We start from the raw sequence: 17,748 nt of genomic DNA on the forward strand, positions 1-17,748 counted from the left end.
GTATTCCGTGTGTTGTCATTCCTCACACTATCCTGTCGTCAGTTTCGGGCTATTCATCATGACGTTTGAAGAAAGGTGAGAACTATTATGGCAACGGTTGATTCTTTCAGGAAGAAATGCATTCGAGTCGGTGTGGCGGACGATTATCCGGTGGTCTTGCGTGGGGTGGAATCCATGCTGGAAACATGCGACGACATTGATCTGGTTTTCTCGGCGGAGACCGTTGAGCAATTGTTCACGAAACTGGGGAAGGACGAGGTCGACGTGCTCCTGTGCGACTACATTTTCGAGAATACGCCGCATGTCGACGGATTGAATCTGTTGAAGAAGATACGTCGGGAAGCGCCGGAAGTGCGGGTGATTTTCTTTAGTTCGTACATCCAGCCGCATAGCATATTCTCATCCCTGGAATACGGGGCAGCTGGTTTCGTCGGCAAGGAAGCGGCGAGTTTCGCCTGCTTGCACCAGGCGATTTCCACGGTGCATTCCGGGCAGACTTTTGTGGCGCCGTCGCTTTCCACGGTTCTTTTTTCATACCTTTGCGGCAACAAGAAAGACGCGGATTTCGGCGCTACTTCATTGTCCCCCCGTGAACTGGTGGTGGTTCGCATGATCAGCGAAGGAATGCCTATCAGGGCAATCGCCGAAAAACTATGCCGGAGCCGTAAAACGATCAGTAACCAGAAGCTTGCGGCGATGAAGAAGCTCGGCGTGAAAAATGACGTCGAGCTCAGCCGGGCGTACCACAGCCTTTACCGCTGAAAGAAGGGGCGATGCCAGCAGCAAGTGTGATGATGCCATCGGTGTCTTACCGGCGCATGCTTTATGGGGCATCGTCTTTGCTTTCGGTGATGATCGTCATCGCCCTCATCTTGCTCGGCTATGGCGAGTTTCTGGAGTTCAGGGATCGCCAGATAAGCGACTTCGTCAGCCAAAAGGAGGATATCAAGACGGAGGTCGATCGCCTTTCCGCCAGGGTGACCCAGTTCTCAGAGATGTTCACCCGCCTGCAGAAAGCCTATGGGACTTTCCATTTTCCGATCGACCTTGGGCGGATCAAACCGGGTGTCGTGACATCCATCGATTCGGGGGAACTGTCCCCCATGCCGCTTTCGTTCGTGGTCGACGGCGGCGTACTCCAAAACAGCCTGCCGCTGGAAAGGCTGTTCCTGATGCTGGGACAAGCCTCGGCATTGCCGATGTTTCACTACAAGGAAGGCTTGATCCTTGAGGGATTCCTGTATACATCGGACCACAGATTCCTTGTGACCTATCCTTCAATGGATAAAGCGGAGGAAGATCTGGTCGCCGCGATGGGCGTCAGGCGCTATATCGATATCCGCAGCAAGACCGCCGACAAGGCCATGGACGATATGGCCATTGTCCGATCAGACGGCCGCGGCAACAGGTTCGCCTGGTTCTCGTTGCCGGGACATGAGGAAGGCCCCGGCGATGCGATTGCCAGGTTTGCCGTGCGGATCTATCTGGCGCCGGATTACTTTGCCACGATCGTCTTCAGGGTGCGCCAGGCGCAGTTCCAGAAGTTCTTTCTCCGGAACGGAAACGGAGGGCGGCTGTTCGTCACCAACAATGCGCCGTTTCCCGCCTTTCTCATGAGGCCGGCCGACCGTGCCGACGGCAGTCTTGACGGCGAGATTCGCGCGGTCATCAAACAATACAACGAGCAACCCGGGAAGAATTATTTCTACCAGGGGGGAAAGCTCTTTCTCATCGACTATGTCAACGGGCCGGACTGGAATATCGTCTATGCTTTTTCGTGGCAAGAAATCGTTCAATACATTTCCTCGGATGTCGCCGTCGGCGCTATTGGCTGCCTTTTCATGCTGATCTTTATCTGGGGAGCTACCTGGTATTTCGATAAGTTCGTATTCCAGCCAAGCCACAAGAACGTCATGGAACTGGCGGAATCGCGCCAATTCAGCCAAAGCATCATTGAGACGCTCCCTGTCGGTATCGTCGTCTACGATCCTCACGCCGGCCATGATGTCTTGAGAAATGCCATGGCGGCAAGAATGATGGCGTCCTCAAACTTGTCGGCAAGCGATCTCCATGCCCACTTCGCAGGATGCCCCAGCGCAGCCGAACAAGAGGCCGTGGGCCAGGACACGGAATCGGTCATGGTCGCCGAGATTGTTCTGGCAGGAGGTGGCGCAACCTACCTGGGCCTGGTTTGCTCGCGGACCCGATTTTCAGGCCGCGACGTACTATTGTTCGGAATGGTCGATATGAACGTGCAGAAGGAGCATGAGGCGCTTCTGCTGGAAGCCAAGAGCGCGGCTGACCGGGCCAACCAGGCCAAGTCCATGTTCCTGGCCGAGCTGAGCCATGAGATTCGCACGCCGTTGCATGGCGCGATAGGGCATCTCGAGCTGTTGAGCCAGGAAGCGCTGGAAGTATCCCAGCGCCGGCGTGTCGACTTGATTCAGACCGCCTGCGCGAGATTGATGGAGCTGGTCAATGACGTGCTCGACGTCACCAAGATCGAATCCAACGAACTGCGCATTGCCAAGACTTCGCTCTATGTGAACGATCTTCTGGAGTCGGTTGCGCAGTTGTTTGCTCCGCTGGCGGCCGGAAAGAAATTAGGATTCCACTGTCTGTTTTCCCCGGCGCTGGAAATTCCCCTCAACGGCGATGGACATCGCCTGATGCAGATATTGCAGAACCTGGTTGGCAATGCCATCAAATTTACGGAGACCGGCATGGTCACCTTGTCAGCGCAATTGCAGCGCCGGGAACACGGAGTTGCATGGGTGCGTTTGGAGGTGAAAGATACCGGCATCGGCATTTCGCCCGAAGCGCAGCAGCGTCTCTTCGAGCCGCTGGAGCAGGCTGACGACTCCATCAGCCGACGGTTCGGCGGTACCGGCTTGGGATTATTCCTGTGTCACCAGCTTGCCCAGCTCATGGGCGGGAAGATTTATTTTTCCAGCATGCCCGGCCAGGGCAGCACTTTCGGTCTCGATATCCCAATGGAAATCATCGCCGGCAATGACCAGGGAATGCAGGCCAGGCCCCTTGCCGGGCGCGTCGTCGATATCCGGTGCGACTTGCAGCAGTACGCAGGGATGTTGCGAGATTTCTTCGAAATGTGGGGCGCGACAGTGTGGAACGGCGAGGTGGAACCGCAGCCGGACGTGTGCCTGCTCTTATCGGACGTCGGACGCAAGGAGCGGGTAAATGACTTTGGGCGCCTCGGCGTCAGGACAGTCATTTTATCGGCGCAAGCGGTTGGCAAGACGGAGGAAGTGGACGGGGTGATCCATGTCAGCCTGTACGCGCGCAATGCATGGCGCGATGCGCTGCTGGCCGGGGACGAAGCGGTCGGCAAGAAAGTGAAAGAGAAACCGGTATTGAGCGGAGAAATCGCCCGTTCGATGGACATCCTGGTCGCCGAGGACGACCTGGTGAATTTCCTGCTGATCAAACATCAACTGGAGACGCTGGGATGCACTACAGTCCGCATGGCCAAGGATGGCCAGGAAGCGTTGACGCGCTGGATGGCGCAGCCTGCGAATATCCTCATCACGGATTTGGGCATGCCGGGATTGGACGGTATCGAGCTGGCCAGGAAAGTGATGCGGCTCCAGCCCGATGCCATCGTAGTGGCCGCCACGGCCGCCCACGCGTTGTCCCCTGCCGAATCGGATCTCTTTTTCGACATATTGAAGAAACCCGTCCTGCTGAAGGATCTGCAACGCGTGATCGAAAAGGCGGCGCTGGAGCGGCGGCATGCGCAGGTGATGATGCCGGCGCAGGAACCGCAAGCCGCCGTTGTGCCGGAAAAAGTGACCAGGATGCTGGCCGCGGCATTTGTGGAAACGTGGCCCGCGCAAGAGACTCAATTGACCAATGCGTTGGAGAGCGCCTCGGCCGACGATGCATGGCGAGTGCTGCATCGTATCCAGGGAGGATTGATGGTCCTGGGCGAGAGGGAACTGGCGCGCCAGAGCCTCGACTTGCAGAATGCCTTCCGAGTTTCCCTGGCATCCACGTTTTCTGCCGAGAAGAAGCGTTGCCTTCAATGGTTGAAGCGCATCAATGAACTGGTCGAACGGCTGGAGTCAGGGGCGGCACGTTGATGACAGGCCTTCCCTTGGCGCCGATTGACAGGTGCGCGCACACAGCCGAATCCTCTCCCGCAACTCGCGGGGAGGGAAATCTTCCTTCCGATTTTCACCCGTTGAGCCCCCCGATGGACTGTTGCCCACGAGACTTTCACCGCTGCCTGTGCGTGGGCGAAGACAGCGGGTTGCGCGGCATGGCATCTGCGGGCGAGATTTTCGTTTAAAGAAACTGAAAAAATGAAGCGCACTCGAACATCCATCGCTTGTTTCGTCATCATGGCCGCCGCCGGTGCCCATGCCCATGCCCATGCCGGTGTCCATCATGGGTATCTTGCCCCATCGGAGGCGCCGGACAGCCTGTTTATCCTGCCGCCCCCTCCGGCGGCGGATTCGGCGGCATTTTTGAACGATGAGGCGCATTACAGACGTGACAACGTGCGTGCTGGCCGGTCGCGAATGGCGATGGCGATCAAGGACGCGGACTATCTGCATATCGGCGCAATATTTTCCCAGGCGTTCGGCCATACTATCGACCGGAATACACTGCCGGCGCTTTCCGCTCTGATGGAAAAAATGCTCGCCGACAGCCACGACGCCGCGGTTTCTTCCGCCAAGAAGCATTACCGGCGTATCAGGCCGTTTGTTTTCTATAATGCCCATTCCTGCACGCCGCAGCGCGACGCGAAGCTCGCCCGGGGCGGTTCCTATCCGTCAGGCCACGCGACATACGGGTGGGCGATAGCGCTGGTATTGGCGGAAATCAACCCGGCGCGGCAGGATGCATTGCTAAAGAGAGGATATGACTACGGCGAGAGCCGTGTGGTATGCGGCGCGCACTGGCAAAGCGACGTGGAGGCCGGCCGTGTGATGGGGAGCGCCATCGTGGCAGCCTTGCATGGCAACCAGGAGTTCATGGCCGCGTTGGCCGCGGCCAAGCAGGAGTTCGCGGCGATCAGGGCGCGGTAATGGAATGTCATAATGGCACGTTGATGAGGGATTCGGCCTGCTGGATCGCTAGTGCGGCCGCAAAGCGAGGAAAAATGATTATCGGTATATTGGAAGACATCGAGTTGCAGGCGACGGCGGTTGCGCAGTGGGTCACCAAGGCCGGCCATCATGCAGAGGTGTGCCATGACGGGGACAGCTTCATCGACCTGGTGCGCAGGCAGCGCATCGACTTGCTCATGCTCGATTGGGACGTGCCAGGTAAATCGGGGATCGAAGTGCTGAAATGGGTTCGCGCTTCGTTTGCGGACGTGATGCCGGTCATCATGGTGACGCAACATGACAGCGAGGTTGACATTGTCCATGGCCTCAACTCCGGCGCGGATGACTATGTGATCAAGCCGCTGCGTGAGCGGGAGCTGATGGCCCGCGTGCAGGCGCAATTGCGCAAATATTATCCGCAGGAGCAGGCCTCACAAGTGATCCGGGTCGGCATGTTCGCCATCGACATCGGAGCCCGAACCGTTTCGGTCGGAGGGGAGGCGGTCGAGTTGGCCCAGCGTGAGTTCGACCTGGCCACGATGCTGTTTTCGAACGCCGGCCGTATCGTGACCAAGGATGTCCTGATGAAAAAGATATGGGGATCGGTCGACCGGAAGTACGACGCGACCTTGGCCACTTATGTCAGCAAACTGCGCAGCCAGTTGGGATTGCGGGCCAAAAATGGGATGGTGATATCTACCATCTATAATTATGGTTACCGCCTTGAGTTCGCCTGAAAGGGGAGCATGTCGATGTTGATGTCTGTGACGGGGGCGGCGGCGCCACATTTTTCTGTGGATTAGCTCCGCAAATGGCAGAGCGAGGGCGTCAGGGAAGATCCCTTTCTAATTCTAAAAAATGCCAACTCCCCCTTATTTTTTGTTGCAATTTTCGCAAAGAATCGCCCGTGGCGGATGGAGGCTCATTTCGGTGACGGCGCTGCTGTCCATCGTCGCCGTCCTGCCGATGACCGAGGCGGTTTTCGCGCCGCTGGACCGACTCTATCGCCAGTCCGTCGCCACCAACGCCATTCATAGCGGCCTCAGCCAGACGGCGGTGATTATTATCGACAAGAAAACGGTCGATGCACTGGGCGCCGGCAAATGTTTCATCAACTATTCGCATGCCCAGGTACTCGATCGATTGCAAGGCGCGGCAAGTGTCGTGCTCGATCTGGTCATTCCTTGTGCCGGCGAAAGCGAGAAGGTGCTGGTCGATGCGATCGCGCGCCGAGGGCGAGTGGTATTGCCGGTGCACATCCTGCCTCATACGCTGGAGCCGGAGATCGCGCAGTTCCCGGCTCAGGAATTGCAGGCCGCCGCCGCAGCTGTCGGGCAGCGGGCGATCGTTATCGGCAGCGATCACCTGGTGCAAGGCATCTTGCCTTATGTGAAACTGCCGGGAACGGGCGCTGAATTGCCGCATATTGTGCTGCAGGCGATCCGGCAAGCGGGGATGGCCTTGCCGTTCGGGGACGTGCGGGACTACATACAGAATAGCGTCTCCAGATTGGGGCAGGTCAAGCAGGGTGTGCTTTCGGTGTTTATGCCGCCGCGTATCGACGTTGACCGGTATTCCTATATCGACGTGCTGCAAGGGCGCGTGCCCGACACCGCATGGAAGGGACGCATCGTCTATATCGGCGACGGCGTCTCCGACAGTGCCGGCACCTTCAACCTTTCCCTCGATCCCGGCACCCGTGTGCGCGGCACCGAAGCCAGCGCCATGCTTACGGAGGCCCTGTTGGACGGGCACGTATTGCGCAATCCTTCTTTCTTGGTGAAATTTGCGGTTAATGCGGGGGTGCTGGTGGGGATGCTATTGATTTGCGTCCTGCTGACCGGCTGGCCGATGTATGCCATGGCCGTGATTTGGCTGGCCTTGTTTACGTTCGGCGAGCTGGCGTTCCTGTTGTACTGGAGGTATTGGTTTTCGCCTGGTGCGGTGATCGCCGGTTGTTGCTGCATCTTCGGATTGTGCGGTTGGCAGCGCGCCCATGGCTGGCGTAATTTCCTTAACGACGAATATGCGGTATTGAAGGGAAAGATAGGCACCGGCAGATTTGCCGCCATGGCGCCGGCGCCGCAGCAAGATGCAGTGACTTTCGTCGATGAACAGAAGGCGGTTGCGCAGGTGATGCAGCAGATCTGGGGGTGGCAGTCCGGCTACATCGAGATGATCGAAACCTTGCCCTACGCCGTGTTCGTCGAGGAGAGGGGGCAACTTGTCCTGTGTAACGAAAAAGGACGAATCCTGCTAGAGTCGCTCGGGATTCACGCTACGGCGCCTATCCGCTACCCCCCCGACCTTGCCAATGTCCTGCAGGAGATAGTCGAGGCGAAGGTCGGCGGCACGGTGCGCTCGTTCGAGCGCGAGCTCAATGGGCGGATGCGCATGGTGATTGTGACGCCTTTCATGAATGGAGAACGCTACGATTCCGACGCCAGCATGATCAGCGTGGTGGATATCCATGATATTCACTCCGCGGCGCAGAGCGATCGCCTGACCTTGCGGCATATGGCGCATGACTTGAGGAGCCCGCTTGCTACCGTGTTGTCTCTGTTGGAAGAGCGCCTCAAGGCAGGCGTGGCGGCCGATCCAAGCCTCTTTGAGAACATTCACAAGCTTGTCGATTACAGCCTGAGCGTGGCCCAGAATTTTACCCAGCTCTCCCAGGCGGGGCACCTGGACCGTAGCACGTATGTCCCGGTTTCCGTGAACGACTTGGTGTCCGAAGCCGTCGACCATGCATGGCATCAGGCGCTGGCGAAGAAAATAGAAATCGATGCCCCCGCCGTCTCCGACGAGCTATTCATATGCGGCAACCGGCATATGCTGCTGCGCGCGCTGGCCAACCTGCTCGATAACGCGATCAAATACTCCGGCAACGGCACCGTGATTGCCATCGGTCTTTCAACGATGGCCGGGCAGGTCAGGATATCTGTCAGGGATCAAGGCATCGGCATACCGGAAGCGGCCATCCCACGGCTGTTCGAGCCGTTCTTCCAGGTTGATGGCGGCCATGGCGATCCGAGCCGTGGCGTCGGGTTGGGGCTGCCCTTCGTCATGGAAGTGGTCAGGCAGCATGATGGCGAGGTCGATGTCGAATCGACGCCGGATGCGGGAAGTTGCTTTACCATCAGTTTTCCGGTGATCGTTCCCGCCTGGCCCGATGCCGGGGAAAATCATGATGAAATGACATGAAGTCTTTCAATGGAAGGGCCTTGGAGTAACGCCAGCCCTGTACCAGGTCCACGCCATTTTCGATCAGGTAGTTTTCCTGCCAGCCTTCTTCGACGCCCTCGGCCACGATGTGCAGCTCCAGGCTCCTGGCCATGCCAATGATGTGTTCGATCAATGGCGTATCGCTCTTGCCGATCATGCCGACGAATGACTTGTCGATTTTCAGGATGTCCACCGGCAGGGTCTGCAAATACTGCAGGCTGGAATAGCCGGTGCCGAAATCGTCGATGGCGATGATGTAGCCTTGTTCCTTGGCCGCCGCGAGGGTTCTTCGCGCCTCGTCGATATTGATGAAGCCGCGTTCGGTGGCTTCCAGCCAGATCTGCCGCGCCTCGATTGCAGTGTTTTCCAAGGCACGGGCCAGGGTTGCCAGCATTCTTCCGGATTTCAGGTCGTCCGCGCTGATGTTGAGCGAAACGTGAAACGAGCGATCGCTTGAAAGCAGCGGTTCAAGATCGCGAACGGCGCTTTCGATGGCGTGCTCCGTAAGATCCTCAATCATTCCGTTGTCCTCCGCCATCGGAATGAAAATATCGGGCTGGACCATCTCCCCATTCGATCTTTTCCACCGTACCAACGCTTCTGCACCCAGGCAGCGTCCGGTGCGCAAATCGATGATGGGTTGGTAGTGGAGCATCACGTTTTTCGTCCTGATCGCGGCGCGCAGTTCTTCCTTCGGGGAAGGGGTCTTGTTGGAGAAACGGACGAACAGGATGGCGAGCGCACAGGCGATCAAGGCGCCAATGGGCAGGATCCATTTGGCTTCGGCCCTGACTTGCCCATTCACTATGTGCCTGGGGAAGGCGGCGATGGCGGTCCAGTCGCCGAGTGTCCTGGTGACGATCAAATAATCCTTCCGCAGGTCGCCCAAGCGAGTGGGGTTGAGGGCTATCGGCGCTCCTTGGGAACTCTTGAGAACTGAATTCTCGATCAGCAATCCATCCTTGCGCGCCAGCGCCAGATGAACGTTGCCTTTCACCGGGATATTCAGCAGTTCCCGGGCATTGATCAGTGCGTTGTAGTTTCCATATCTTATAGCCACCACCTGGTCGATCCCAAGCAATTGCGTTCGCAGGGGCGTCACCGCCGGTTCGCCATCCTGCATGGGCGACTCGGAACGTCTGGCGCGAATATGTTGGTCGACTGCGCCCCACGTCGTGCATTGCAGGACGTCGTCCCGGTCAAAATAGCCGATCTCCCTGACCGCATCAATGTCGAACATGGCCTTGCGCATGGCGATGATGTGTCGCGGTGAACATGCGTTGAAGGAGTCGGCCGAGAGTTTCGTCAATGTGCGAGTTATCTCGGCGACTGCACTCTGGGTATGGATAAGCACCTGGCTTGTGTAGGAATCGAGATGGGTATCGAGATCCCGGGACTTGACGTGCCATGACAGCCAGGTCATGGTCAGCATTGAAACGGCACCGACGAAAATGCCAAGGAGGATGCCGAGCGCAATGTTCCTGGAATTTGCCGTCGGCATGATTGGGCTCAATCGCATGCTGTGAATTTAGATTGAAAATAAAAATAGATAACTTCTAAAAAAACGAACCCTAACCGAATTCGGGTTTCTGCAGTTATATGAAAGGCGGAAGAATTTCAAAGACACGCCAATAGAACTCCAAGAAGAATTGAACTTCGTGGAGCTGATCTCGTCCATGGATACGCATTTTCTTGCAGATGCGATGTCCGTCGTACATGTGCGCAGGCTGGAGGGAGTTGGCCGTGCATCAGTCTAATACGGCGCCCTGTCCCGTGCCTGAGATGAATCCCGGGCAGCAGCCATTAATAAAAATTTAGTGATATCGCTTGTCTAATTTTAGGTGTTTGGCCTATTCGCTGGTTTTCCGTGAATCGATAAACTGACTCCAGGCTTAGTTATATTGGTAACGCGCTCCAGGTAAATCGTGTAGTACAGCTTTGCCCACTACCCCACCCCTCCCTACGGGTAAAGTTGTTTCGCCGCTGCCGCGAGCCTTTCGTGGCAGCGGCTTTTTTGAGGGACTCAGGCGGAGAGGCGTATTCCGTTTTCACCTTTTTCGATAGAAGTTGGGGGCGCCATTCTTGGAGTGGCGGCTAAATCATGGAGTCAATTTTTATCGAGTTTGATTGTCTCGAATCTTCTTTCCAGGGCCAATATTTCTTAATTATTTCTTAACGAGCTTCCTGCGTCTCTGGCATGGCAAGCTGCAATAATCCGGTCGGCCGGGTGGGCGAGGAGCCGTCATGCATTCGCAGTCGAGTGAATGGCAATAATGCACAGGGGGGGGCTGCTTGCATCACGTTGTCCATCGCTATCATCGTGAAGGTCATTGCGACGACCGTGCTGAAATCGTTAAACGACTTCAGCCGCGCTTTCAGCGGCTTTCGTTGCTGGGGGATATGCCATTCCTTCTATTGCCTGTCCCATGCCTTGAAGCCAATCGGCGCCGCTTACGCGATCTGGGCCGGGGGGGGTCTCATTACCCTTGCCGCCCGGTTTTCGCACAAGCAGAAGCTTGATGCGTATGTCATGTCGGGAATTGCCTTGAATGTGATCGATGTATTGATCATCAATATTTTCTCTAAAGGTATTTCCCGCTAATTGGTGCGCATAAGGGGAGCGATGGCGTGTCCGGACCTGGTTCCGCTGGCCGGGGAGTCGTCTGCGTTTTAATCCTTCGCATAAGCCATTCAAAAAAATTAGGAAAATAGCCCGTTCATTTTGGGAGGGTGGCCTATTTCCCGGTTTTCGGGTAATCGCTAGACTGGTGCCAAGTTTCAAGGATTTCTAACTTGTTTGCGCGAGATTCTCTTGGTGATGTCGCTGCGGCTTCCAGCATTTCTCCATTTTTTCTCCTTCTTTAAGGGCGGGCATTGCGAAAGACGCGATGAAATTGCCGGGCAGATTCGGTCGCGCTTCTGGCGGTTGCCGTTCAACGAAGCAAGCTTGATTGGGCGGCTCTCCAAGCGCCTCGGGAAATCCGGTCGTCCGTAGAGCAAGTTCTTCTTCGAAGTAATGATGCGCTGCAAATCGCCGGGTTTGGCTGCGGCAGCGATGGCATTTTGAAAAGATGCCTCCGGCATCGGGCCCTGCGACGTTGAATGCGCGCTCAATAATGGGCGTTCGTCTCAAAGAATGGGCATGCTTTTCCTTCCTGTCGGATTGGCCCCGGATGAGCGCCGCGTGGGCCGCGCAGATGTTACTTGTATTGATCTTATTGTGTTGATTGGATATTCGTTCGGGCCGTGTTGCCTGATGGTCTCTTGCGGCATGAGGTGCTGTCTGTCCGGGTTGAGGTGGCGCGTGATGGATCTGACGCATTTGATCTGCCGCCTTGGGAGGGCGCGATGGCTTCTTGCCTGCGGTTTGGCGCTGGCATTTTCTCCTTTGTTGGCTCATGCCGATTGCTTTGAAGCGGCGGGGAAGAAATATGCCATCGACCCGCTCATGCTCAGAGCCATCGCTGCGGTGGAGTCTTCAATGAATTCGCGGGCGCTTCATCACAATGGCAATGGCAGCGAGGATGTGGGACTGATGCAGATAAACAGCATGCATTTTCCATATCTGGCGCAACGAGGCATCACGCGGGCGCGCTTGAAGAAAGACGCCTGCCTGTCTGTCATGGTGGGAGCGGAGATACTGGCCGGTTTCATCGCGCGGTTCGGCTATACCTGGCGCGCCGTTGGGGCATATAACGCCGGCGGCGGCCAGGCGCGCGAGGGATTGCGAGAACGCTATGCCGCGCGCGTGGTACGCCGTTATCGGTCCCTGGTGCTGCATGCAGCCGCCGTGCGCATGGAAGGGCGAGGTCGGCCGAAGCGAGGAGTTTCCCACGCGAGCCTTTGCCCCCATCCCGATTGATTGACGTTTGCTTTGGTTCGGGTTTTATCTTGGATAGGTCGGGGCCGAATACATTTTTTCATTTCGGGGCATGTAATGAACCGCGCCACTTATTACGGAGGTTGTCCCATGAATGGCCCGGAAATCAGGGCTCTGGCCAAGTTACAAGTGTTTATCGATCATGCTTTTGGCATCCCGTCCAACTCGGGTGAAGGGGAGGAGGACGGCGGCTTTGCCGACGGGCTGCTGGATGGCAATCCGAAGCGGCTTACCGCAGGTTTCCTGCGCATGGCCATCGAGGATACGCCTGAGTATCGGTGCATCGCCGCCGGTCTGCGTCGCACAGAGGTTTATTCCATGGTGTCGTTCTTGTTGCAGCAGGGAAAAGATGAAAAGCTGGCGGCCTTGAGCGAGCGATATGGTATCTCCGCAGGGCATTTTCGCAGGATCTTTCGCGCCAGCCTGGGCGACAGTCCGAAGGCGACTCTCACGGGCTGGCGCCTGGCCAGCGCGGTGCTCGATGTGATCGAGCGCCGCCAATCCGTCACTGATGTGGCCATGGCCCACGGTTATGCATCCCCTTCGCATTTCTCCAGCGAGGTCAAGAAATTGACCGGTCTGAGCCTAACGCGTCTGTTCGACGCGCAAATCAAAAAATAGAGGAAGTTGGTGTGAAAAAATGGAGTTGGTTGAGCCCTGTATGGTGGCTCGGGGTAGTGTTTTTTCTGTCGATCTGCCAGGTCTCGCTTGCGCAGGACCTGGGCAAGACCAAGGGGGCCGGCTATGTAGCGCATCAAGAAGGCCTGCGCGCTTTCTTTGGCGGCGTCTCCGCCTATCTTGGCAAACCTATCATCGTCAGCAAGCTCGCTGCGGGCATGCAGGTGTCGGGCGAGTTCGACTTCGAGGACGGCGACATTGTCGGCAAGATCAGCCGGCAGTTGGGGCTGATCACCTATTACGATGGCAATGCCATTTATGTCTATGACGCCAGCGAGACCAGAAACAGCATCATCCGGCTGCACCATATTTCAACCCGGACCCTGGCCGACTTCCTGAAGAAGTCCGGCTTGTCCGATGGGCGCTATTCCTTGCGTTCGGACGACATCCGTACCTTCTATGTCGCCGGTCCGCCAATCTATGTCGACCTGGTCACGCAGGCCGCGCAGTTCCTGGATGCGCAGGAAGGCGGCGTGGACGACCAAAGCGTCGAGGTCATCAAGTTGAACAATACCTTCGTCACCGACCGTTCCTATACCCGGCGCGACGATACCATCGTCATTCCCGGCATTGCCACGGTGATCGAGAAACTGCTGGCCGGCGAAGCACGGAAGGCTTCACCCGCGCCGGTTGTGAACAAGACCACCACCGCATCGCCCTGGCTGGATACCCGCATCGACCGAACCGTCATTCCTTCGCCTGAAAGTTCGGCAATCAAGAAGGCAGCCGACGCTACCGCATCTTTGCAGGCCCAACCGCAGGGCACGGGCAATGTTCGCATCCTGGCCTATCCCGAAACCAATAGCTTGCTGGTCAAGGGCAGTTCCGAGCAAATCCGGTTGGTGCGAAACCTGGTCGAGGCGCTGGACGAGGAGAAGCGTCACGTCGAGCTGGCCTTGTGGATCATCGACCTGGAAAAGGATGACCTGGATCAGCTGGGCATAAACTGGCAAGGGTCGGTTTCTCTCGGCAACCGCTTCTCCGCCAGCCTCAACGCGGGTAGCGGCATGGGCGCCTTCAGTACGTTGGAAGGCAACAGCTTCATGGCTACCGTTCTCGCGCTCGCGCAGGAGAACAAGGCCCAGATCGTCTCTCGCCCGATCGTGCTGACCCAGGAAAACACGCCGGCCATGTTCGACAACAGTCGCACCTTCTACACCCCCCTGGTGGCCGAGCGCGCCGTCGATCTGCAGAAGGTTACCTACGGCACGCTGGTGAACGTGCTGCCGCGTTTCACCAGCAAGGGAGAGATTGAACTTTCCCTGAACATCGAGGATGGCAGCGAGGTGCAACGTAACGAGGGCAGCTCCAAAAACGCGCTGCCGACCATTGGCCGCACCAAGATCAGCACGGTGGCCCGCGTGCCAAAGGGCAAGAGCCTGCTGGTAGGCGGATATACGCGCGGCGAGAACGGCGAGCATATCGGCAAGATTCCGCTACTGGGCGATCTTCCCCTGGTGGGCAGCCTCTTTCGTTACCACCAGGCCCTCAGCAAGAACACCGTGCGGGTGTTCCTGATCCGTCCCCGCGAGATCACCGAGGGCATCGACATGAATGCCGACAACCTGCAAGAAGAGATGGAGATGGAAAAGCTCATCCGGGCCAAGGACAAGACGCGCCAAACGGTCAACCAATCTTCGGAGGATTTGTACCATGGTAGCTAATGTACATGGCGGCAGCGTGATCGTCGCTGCGCGCCTGCTGAACGAAATGCGCCACAAGGAAGAGGTCAAGGCCGCCAGCGATACGCAGGCGGCTCCGGACGACGGCGAGATTGCCGATACCGACACGCCGGCTGCCTTGCAGCAGAAGCTGGCCGACATGGCCGATGACATGGCCAGCGTGGCAACCCAGTTTCGCAACCGGCGCGAGTTGGAGAAGAAGGAAGCCGGTTCGGCCGAAGGACTGGAGCGCGTACTCGACGAGGAGGCCGGTCCCAAGGCGCAAAAACTGGTGGCGGTGACGGCGGTGCAGGACCTGGCCATCGATACCTTGCTGGTCCGGGCGCGCAGCCTGTTCCCCGACGACAGCGACCTGGTCGTGGTGCTGCGCGAACTGCTCAGGCGCAGGCAACTCGAGGCGATCCAGCGCCGCCGAATCGAAAAGCTCCTGGAGACGGTGATGGACCAGGCCGATCCCAAGCGGCTCAAGGCCGGTGTCAACTGTGCGATCAAGGCGCGCCTGTTCGGCGCCGCGCTGGGTTTCGAGGCACAGTTGTTACGCCAGACTTACCGCCGCTTCCTCTGCAGCGATGGTCGCGCCATCGACGATTACCAGGAGTGGATCTCCAGCTACGGTTATCGGGTGCGCCACCAGGTACTGGCATTCGTCGAGGAATCCCTGGGCTGCGACATCCGTGCGGAGGACCCCAGTTGCAGCCACGTGGAATTCGGCTACCTGTTGGAGCAGGTGCGCAAGTTGCGCCTGCTGCGCAGTGCCGACCGGGAGTTCGTGGGCGGACTCATGGAACGCAGGCTGGTTCCGCCGCGCGAGGAAGAGGAGGCTGACTGGTTACTGCTGCTGTGCGCGCTGGTGGAGCGCGACATCGTGCCTGAAGAGGTGGTGCGCGAAGCGCTGGATGCCTGCCTGTTGCTGACGCATGCGCAGCGTTCGACCTGGCTTGATGGCGTGCGCAGCGCCTGCAAACGGCTGCCGACCGAGATTTTCTTGCATCCCGGGGAGGCGCCTGACCAGGCCGAGATCATCCGTGACGATATCCAGCATGCCTTCGCGCGCCTGCTCGACCACAGCTATGCGGCCGAACTGGCGCAGCAACGCCGCCAGGCAGAGTGAGCGCTGCATGATTACCCAACTTTTCGAGCAGGTGCGATCCCGGCCTGAATTGATCATCGTCATGCTGATGGTGATGATCATCGCCATGCTGATCGTTCCGTTGCCGACGGTGCTGGTGGATTTCCTGATCGCTCTGAACATCGTTATCGCGATCCTGCTTTTCATGGGGGCGTTCTACGTCGACAAGATCCTTAACTTCTCGACATTCCCGACCATCCTGCTGATCACCACGCTGTTCCGGCTCGCGCTCTCGATCAGCACCAGCCGCCTGATCCTGACCCAGGCCGATGCCGGCCAGATCATCGCGACCTTCGGCCAATACATCATCGGCGATATGCTCATCGTCGGTTTCGTGATCTTTGCCATCGTCACCATTGTCCAGTTCATCGTCATCACCAAGGGCTCGGAGCGAGTGGCTGAAGTGGCTGCGCGCTTTTCCCTGGATGGCATGCCCGGCAAGCAGATGAGTATCGACGGCGACCTCAAGGCAGGCGTCATCGATGCCGAGGGCGCGCGCGAACGGCGCAGCATCCTGGAACGCGAGAGCCAGCTGTACGGTTCCTTCGACGGCGCCATGAAATTCATCAAGGGCGACGCCATCGCCGGGATCATCATCATCCTGGTGAACCTGCTGGGCGGCATTACGGTAGGGATGGTGCAGCATCATATGGATGCCTCGGAGGCGCTGCAGACCTACACCATGCTGACCATCGGCGATGGGCTGGTGGCGCAGATACCGGCCTTGCTCATTTCGATCAGCGCGGGCTTCATCGTCACCCGCATCAGCGGCGACGACGCCAATCTGGGGCGCAACATCATGGGCCAGTTGCTGGGGATGCCCTTCGCCGTGGCCATCGCTGCCGTGCTGGCGGTGATAGTGGCCTTCCTGCCGGGGTTCCCGACCGCGGCTTTCCTGGTCCTGGCGCTGGCATTGGGCGTGTTTCTCTACTTTGGCAACCGCCGCAGGAAAGGGATGGATGGGGCGTCCACACCGGGGAAATCGTCCGAGTCGGCGCTCGCGGCCGGCGAAGAGGGGCAATCGGCGTCCCGGCAGTTATCCCTGATCAACGATCTGGACAAGGTCGCCCAGGAGACCGTGGAGTTCATCCTGCTGGTGCCGAAGGGGAAGTCGCCGATCTTCGCCGACCAGCAACTGGCGCAGCGCCTGCGCAGCCAGTTCTTCATCGACTATGGCGTGCGGCTACCGGAGTTCATGGTGCGGGAGTCGGCCGTCCAGCAGCACGACAGCGTGAGCCTGCTGATCAATGAGATTCGCACCGAGGTGCTGCAACTGCGTTGGGGCAAGCTGCGCGTGGTCAACATATCTTCGGAGATCGAGCAACTGGGAATCGCTACCGAGATCGTGCCTGATTCCGCGCAACAGGAGGCCCACTGGGTCGATGTCGCGCACCACGAAGCGCTGACGCAACTGGGATTTCAGTTGCGTAGCGCCGAGGACGAACTTTACCAGTGCCTGGCAGCGATCCTGGTCAAGCATGTGCCGGAATTCTTCGGCATCCAGGAAACCAAGAAGATGTTGGACCAGATGGAGTCGCGTGCGCCCGACCTGCTCAAGGAAGTGCTGCGTAACGTCAGCGTGCAGAAGATCGCAGAAGTGTTGCAGCGGTTGCTCTCCGAGCGCATATCGATCCGTAATTTCAAGCTGATCCTGGAAGTGCTGGCGCAATGGGGCGGCCGCGAGAAGGATGTCATCGCGCTGGTGGAACACGTGCGCGGCGCGATGGCCCGTTACATCTCGCACAAGTTTGCCGTGGACAACAAACTGCGCGTGGTGATGCTCTCGGCCGAGATGGAAGAACAGGTTCGCCAAGGCATTCGCCAGAACTCCAGCGGCGCTTTCCTCAATGTGGAACCTGCCGTATCCGATGACATCATCGACAAGTTCGCGATGGTGTTCCAGAGCTTCCCGATCGCGCAGAAGGACCTGATCGTACTGACCGCCGTGGACGTACGTCGCTTCGTGAAGAAACTCCTGGAGGTGCGGTTCCGCGACCTGGAAGTCATCTCGTTCGGCGAGGTCGCCAGCAACGTCGAGGTCAATGTCCTCAAGGTCATCTGACTTATTTTAAGGAAAGG

At 58.0% G+C, this 17,748-nt stretch carries 13 protein-coding genes; 11 read left to right on the forward strand and 2 right to left on the reverse strand.

The genetic code is table 11. The annotated features are described in order from the left end of the window. Positions 1-87 precede the first annotated feature (87 nt). The 5 genes from FB598_RS08665 to FB598_RS08685 all read left to right on the forward strand — a co-directional run bounded on the left by FB598_RS08665 (position 88) and on the right by FB598_RS08685 (position 8,279). The gene (locus tag FB598_RS08665) at positions 88-762 is read left to right on the forward strand and encodes a response regulator transcription factor (protein WP_141913557.1); all 675 of its coding nucleotides are present in this window, start codon (positions 88-90) and stop codon (positions 760-762) included. A gap of 11 nt (positions 763-773) precedes the next feature. Further along, positions 774-4,103: a hybrid sensor histidine kinase/response regulator gene (locus FB598_RS08670; protein ID WP_141913556.1), complete on the forward strand. Its 3,330-nt coding sequence runs from the start codon at positions 774-776 to the stop codon at positions 4,101-4,103. A gap of 222 nt (positions 4,104-4,325) precedes the next feature. After that, a complete protein-coding gene (locus FB598_RS08675; RefSeq protein ID WP_221292234.1) occupies positions 4,326-5,054 on the forward strand; it encodes a phosphatase PAP2 family protein in 729 nt (242 codons plus the stop codon). Between the two features lie 74 nt (positions 5,055-5,128). Beyond that, entirely contained in the window at positions 5,129-5,812 is a 684-nt protein-coding gene (locus tag FB598_RS08680) for a response regulator transcription factor (protein WP_141913555.1), read from the forward strand. Positions 5,813-6,005: 193 nt separating this feature from the next. Beyond that, positions 6,006-8,279, forward strand: coding sequence for a CHASE2 and HATPase_c domain-containing protein (locus FB598_RS08685; RefSeq protein ID WP_255515747.1), 2,274 nt, complete (start codon positions 6,006-6,008; stop codon positions 8,277-8,279). Here FB598_RS08685 and FB598_RS08690 read toward each other — a convergent pair. Further along, positions 8,215-9,801, reverse strand: coding sequence for an EAL domain-containing protein (locus tag FB598_RS08690; RefSeq protein WP_183405716.1), 1,587 nt, complete (start codon positions 9,799-9,801; stop codon positions 8,215-8,217). The two genes, FB598_RS08685 and FB598_RS08690, sit on opposite strands and share 65 nt — an antisense overlap. A 795-nt stretch (positions 9,802-10,596) precedes the next feature. Between FB598_RS08690 and FB598_RS08695 the strand changes: the two genes are divergently transcribed. Beyond that, complete coding sequence (locus FB598_RS08695; protein ID WP_255515755.1) at positions 10,597-10,902, forward strand: multidrug efflux SMR transporter; 306 nt, start codon at positions 10,597-10,599, stop codon at positions 10,900-10,902. 176 nt (positions 10,903-11,078) lie between these two features. Here FB598_RS08695 and FB598_RS08700 read toward each other — a convergent pair whose 3' ends face one another. Beyond that, positions 11,079-11,384 carry a hypothetical protein gene (locus FB598_RS08700; protein WP_141913551.1) on the reverse strand — a complete coding sequence of 102 codons (306 nt, stop codon included), beginning with the start codon at positions 11,382-11,384 and terminating at the stop codon, positions 11,079-11,081. Positions 11,385-11,607: 223 nt separating this feature from the next. On the opposite strand from FB598_RS08700, the gene FB598_RS08705 reads away from it, so the two are divergent. From FB598_RS08705 to FB598_RS08725, 5 genes are all read left to right on the forward strand, one after another. Further along, complete coding sequence (locus tag FB598_RS08705) at positions 11,608-12,162, forward strand: lytic transglycosylase domain-containing protein (protein ID WP_141913550.1); 555 nt, start codon at positions 11,608-11,610, stop codon at positions 12,160-12,162. A 108-nt stretch (positions 12,163-12,270) separates the two neighbouring features. Next, a complete protein-coding gene (locus FB598_RS08710; protein ID WP_183405717.1) occupies positions 12,271-12,801 on the forward strand; it encodes a helix-turn-helix domain-containing protein in 531 nt (176 codons plus the stop codon). A gap of 11 nt (positions 12,802-12,812) precedes the next feature. Continuing rightward, entirely contained in the window at positions 12,813-14,522 is a 1,710-nt protein-coding gene (gene sctC / locus FB598_RS08715; protein ID WP_183405718.1) for a type III secretion system outer membrane ring subunit SctC, read from the forward strand. Next, positions 14,512-15,651 carry a type III secretion system gatekeeper subunit SctW gene (gene sctW, locus FB598_RS08720; RefSeq protein WP_183405719.1) on the forward strand — a complete coding sequence of 380 codons (1,140 nt, stop codon included), beginning with the start codon at positions 14,512-14,514 and terminating at the stop codon, positions 15,649-15,651. The genes sctC and sctW overlap by 11 nt, the downstream gene beginning before the upstream one ends. Before the next feature lie 7 nt (positions 15,652-15,658). Next, entirely contained in the window at positions 15,659-17,731 is a 2,073-nt protein-coding gene (locus tag FB598_RS08725; protein WP_141913546.1) for an EscV/YscV/HrcV family type III secretion system export apparatus protein, read from the forward strand. Positions 17,732-17,748: the final 17 nt, after the last annotated feature.

This window comes from Herbaspirillum sp. SJZ106 (assembly GCF_006715495.1).
Classification (GTDB): Bacteria; Pseudomonadota; Gammaproteobacteria; order Burkholderiales; family Burkholderiaceae_D; genus Herbaspirillum.

Excerpts from the sequence above, each read along its gene's own strand:
- FB598_RS08665 (WP_141913557.1), top strand. The coding sequence starts at position 88 with ATGGCAACGGTTGATTCTTTCAGGAAGAAATGCATTCGAGTCGGTGTG.
- FB598_RS08670 (WP_141913556.1), top strand. The coding sequence starts at position 774 with ATGCCAGCAGCAAGTGTGATGATGCCATCGGTGTCTTACCGGCGCATG.
- FB598_RS08675 (WP_221292234.1), top strand. The coding sequence starts at position 4,326 with ATGAAGCGCACTCGAACATCCATCGCTTGTTTCGTCATCATGGCCGCC.
- FB598_RS08680 (WP_141913555.1), top strand. The coding sequence starts at position 5,129 with ATGATTATCGGTATATTGGAAGACATCGAGTTGCAGGCGACGGCGGTT.
- FB598_RS08690 (WP_183405716.1), bottom strand. The coding sequence starts at position 9,801 with ATGCCGACGGCAAATTCCAGGAACATTGCGCTCGGCATCCTCCTTGGC.
- FB598_RS08700 (WP_141913551.1), bottom strand. The coding sequence starts at position 11,384 with ATGCCGGAGGCATCTTTTCAAAATGCCATCGCTGCCGCAGCCAAACCC.
- FB598_RS08705 (WP_141913550.1), top strand. The coding sequence starts at position 11,608 with ATGGATCTGACGCATTTGATCTGCCGCCTTGGGAGGGCGCGATGGCTT.
- FB598_RS08710 (WP_183405717.1), top strand. The coding sequence starts at position 12,271 with ATGAATGGCCCGGAAATCAGGGCTCTGGCCAAGTTACAAGTGTTTATC.
- sctW (WP_183405719.1), top strand. The coding sequence starts at position 14,512 with ATGGTAGCTAATGTACATGGCGGCAGCGTGATCGTCGCTGCGCGCCTG.
- FB598_RS08725 (WP_141913546.1), top strand. The coding sequence starts at position 15,659 with ATGATTACCCAACTTTTCGAGCAGGTGCGATCCCGGCCTGAATTGATC.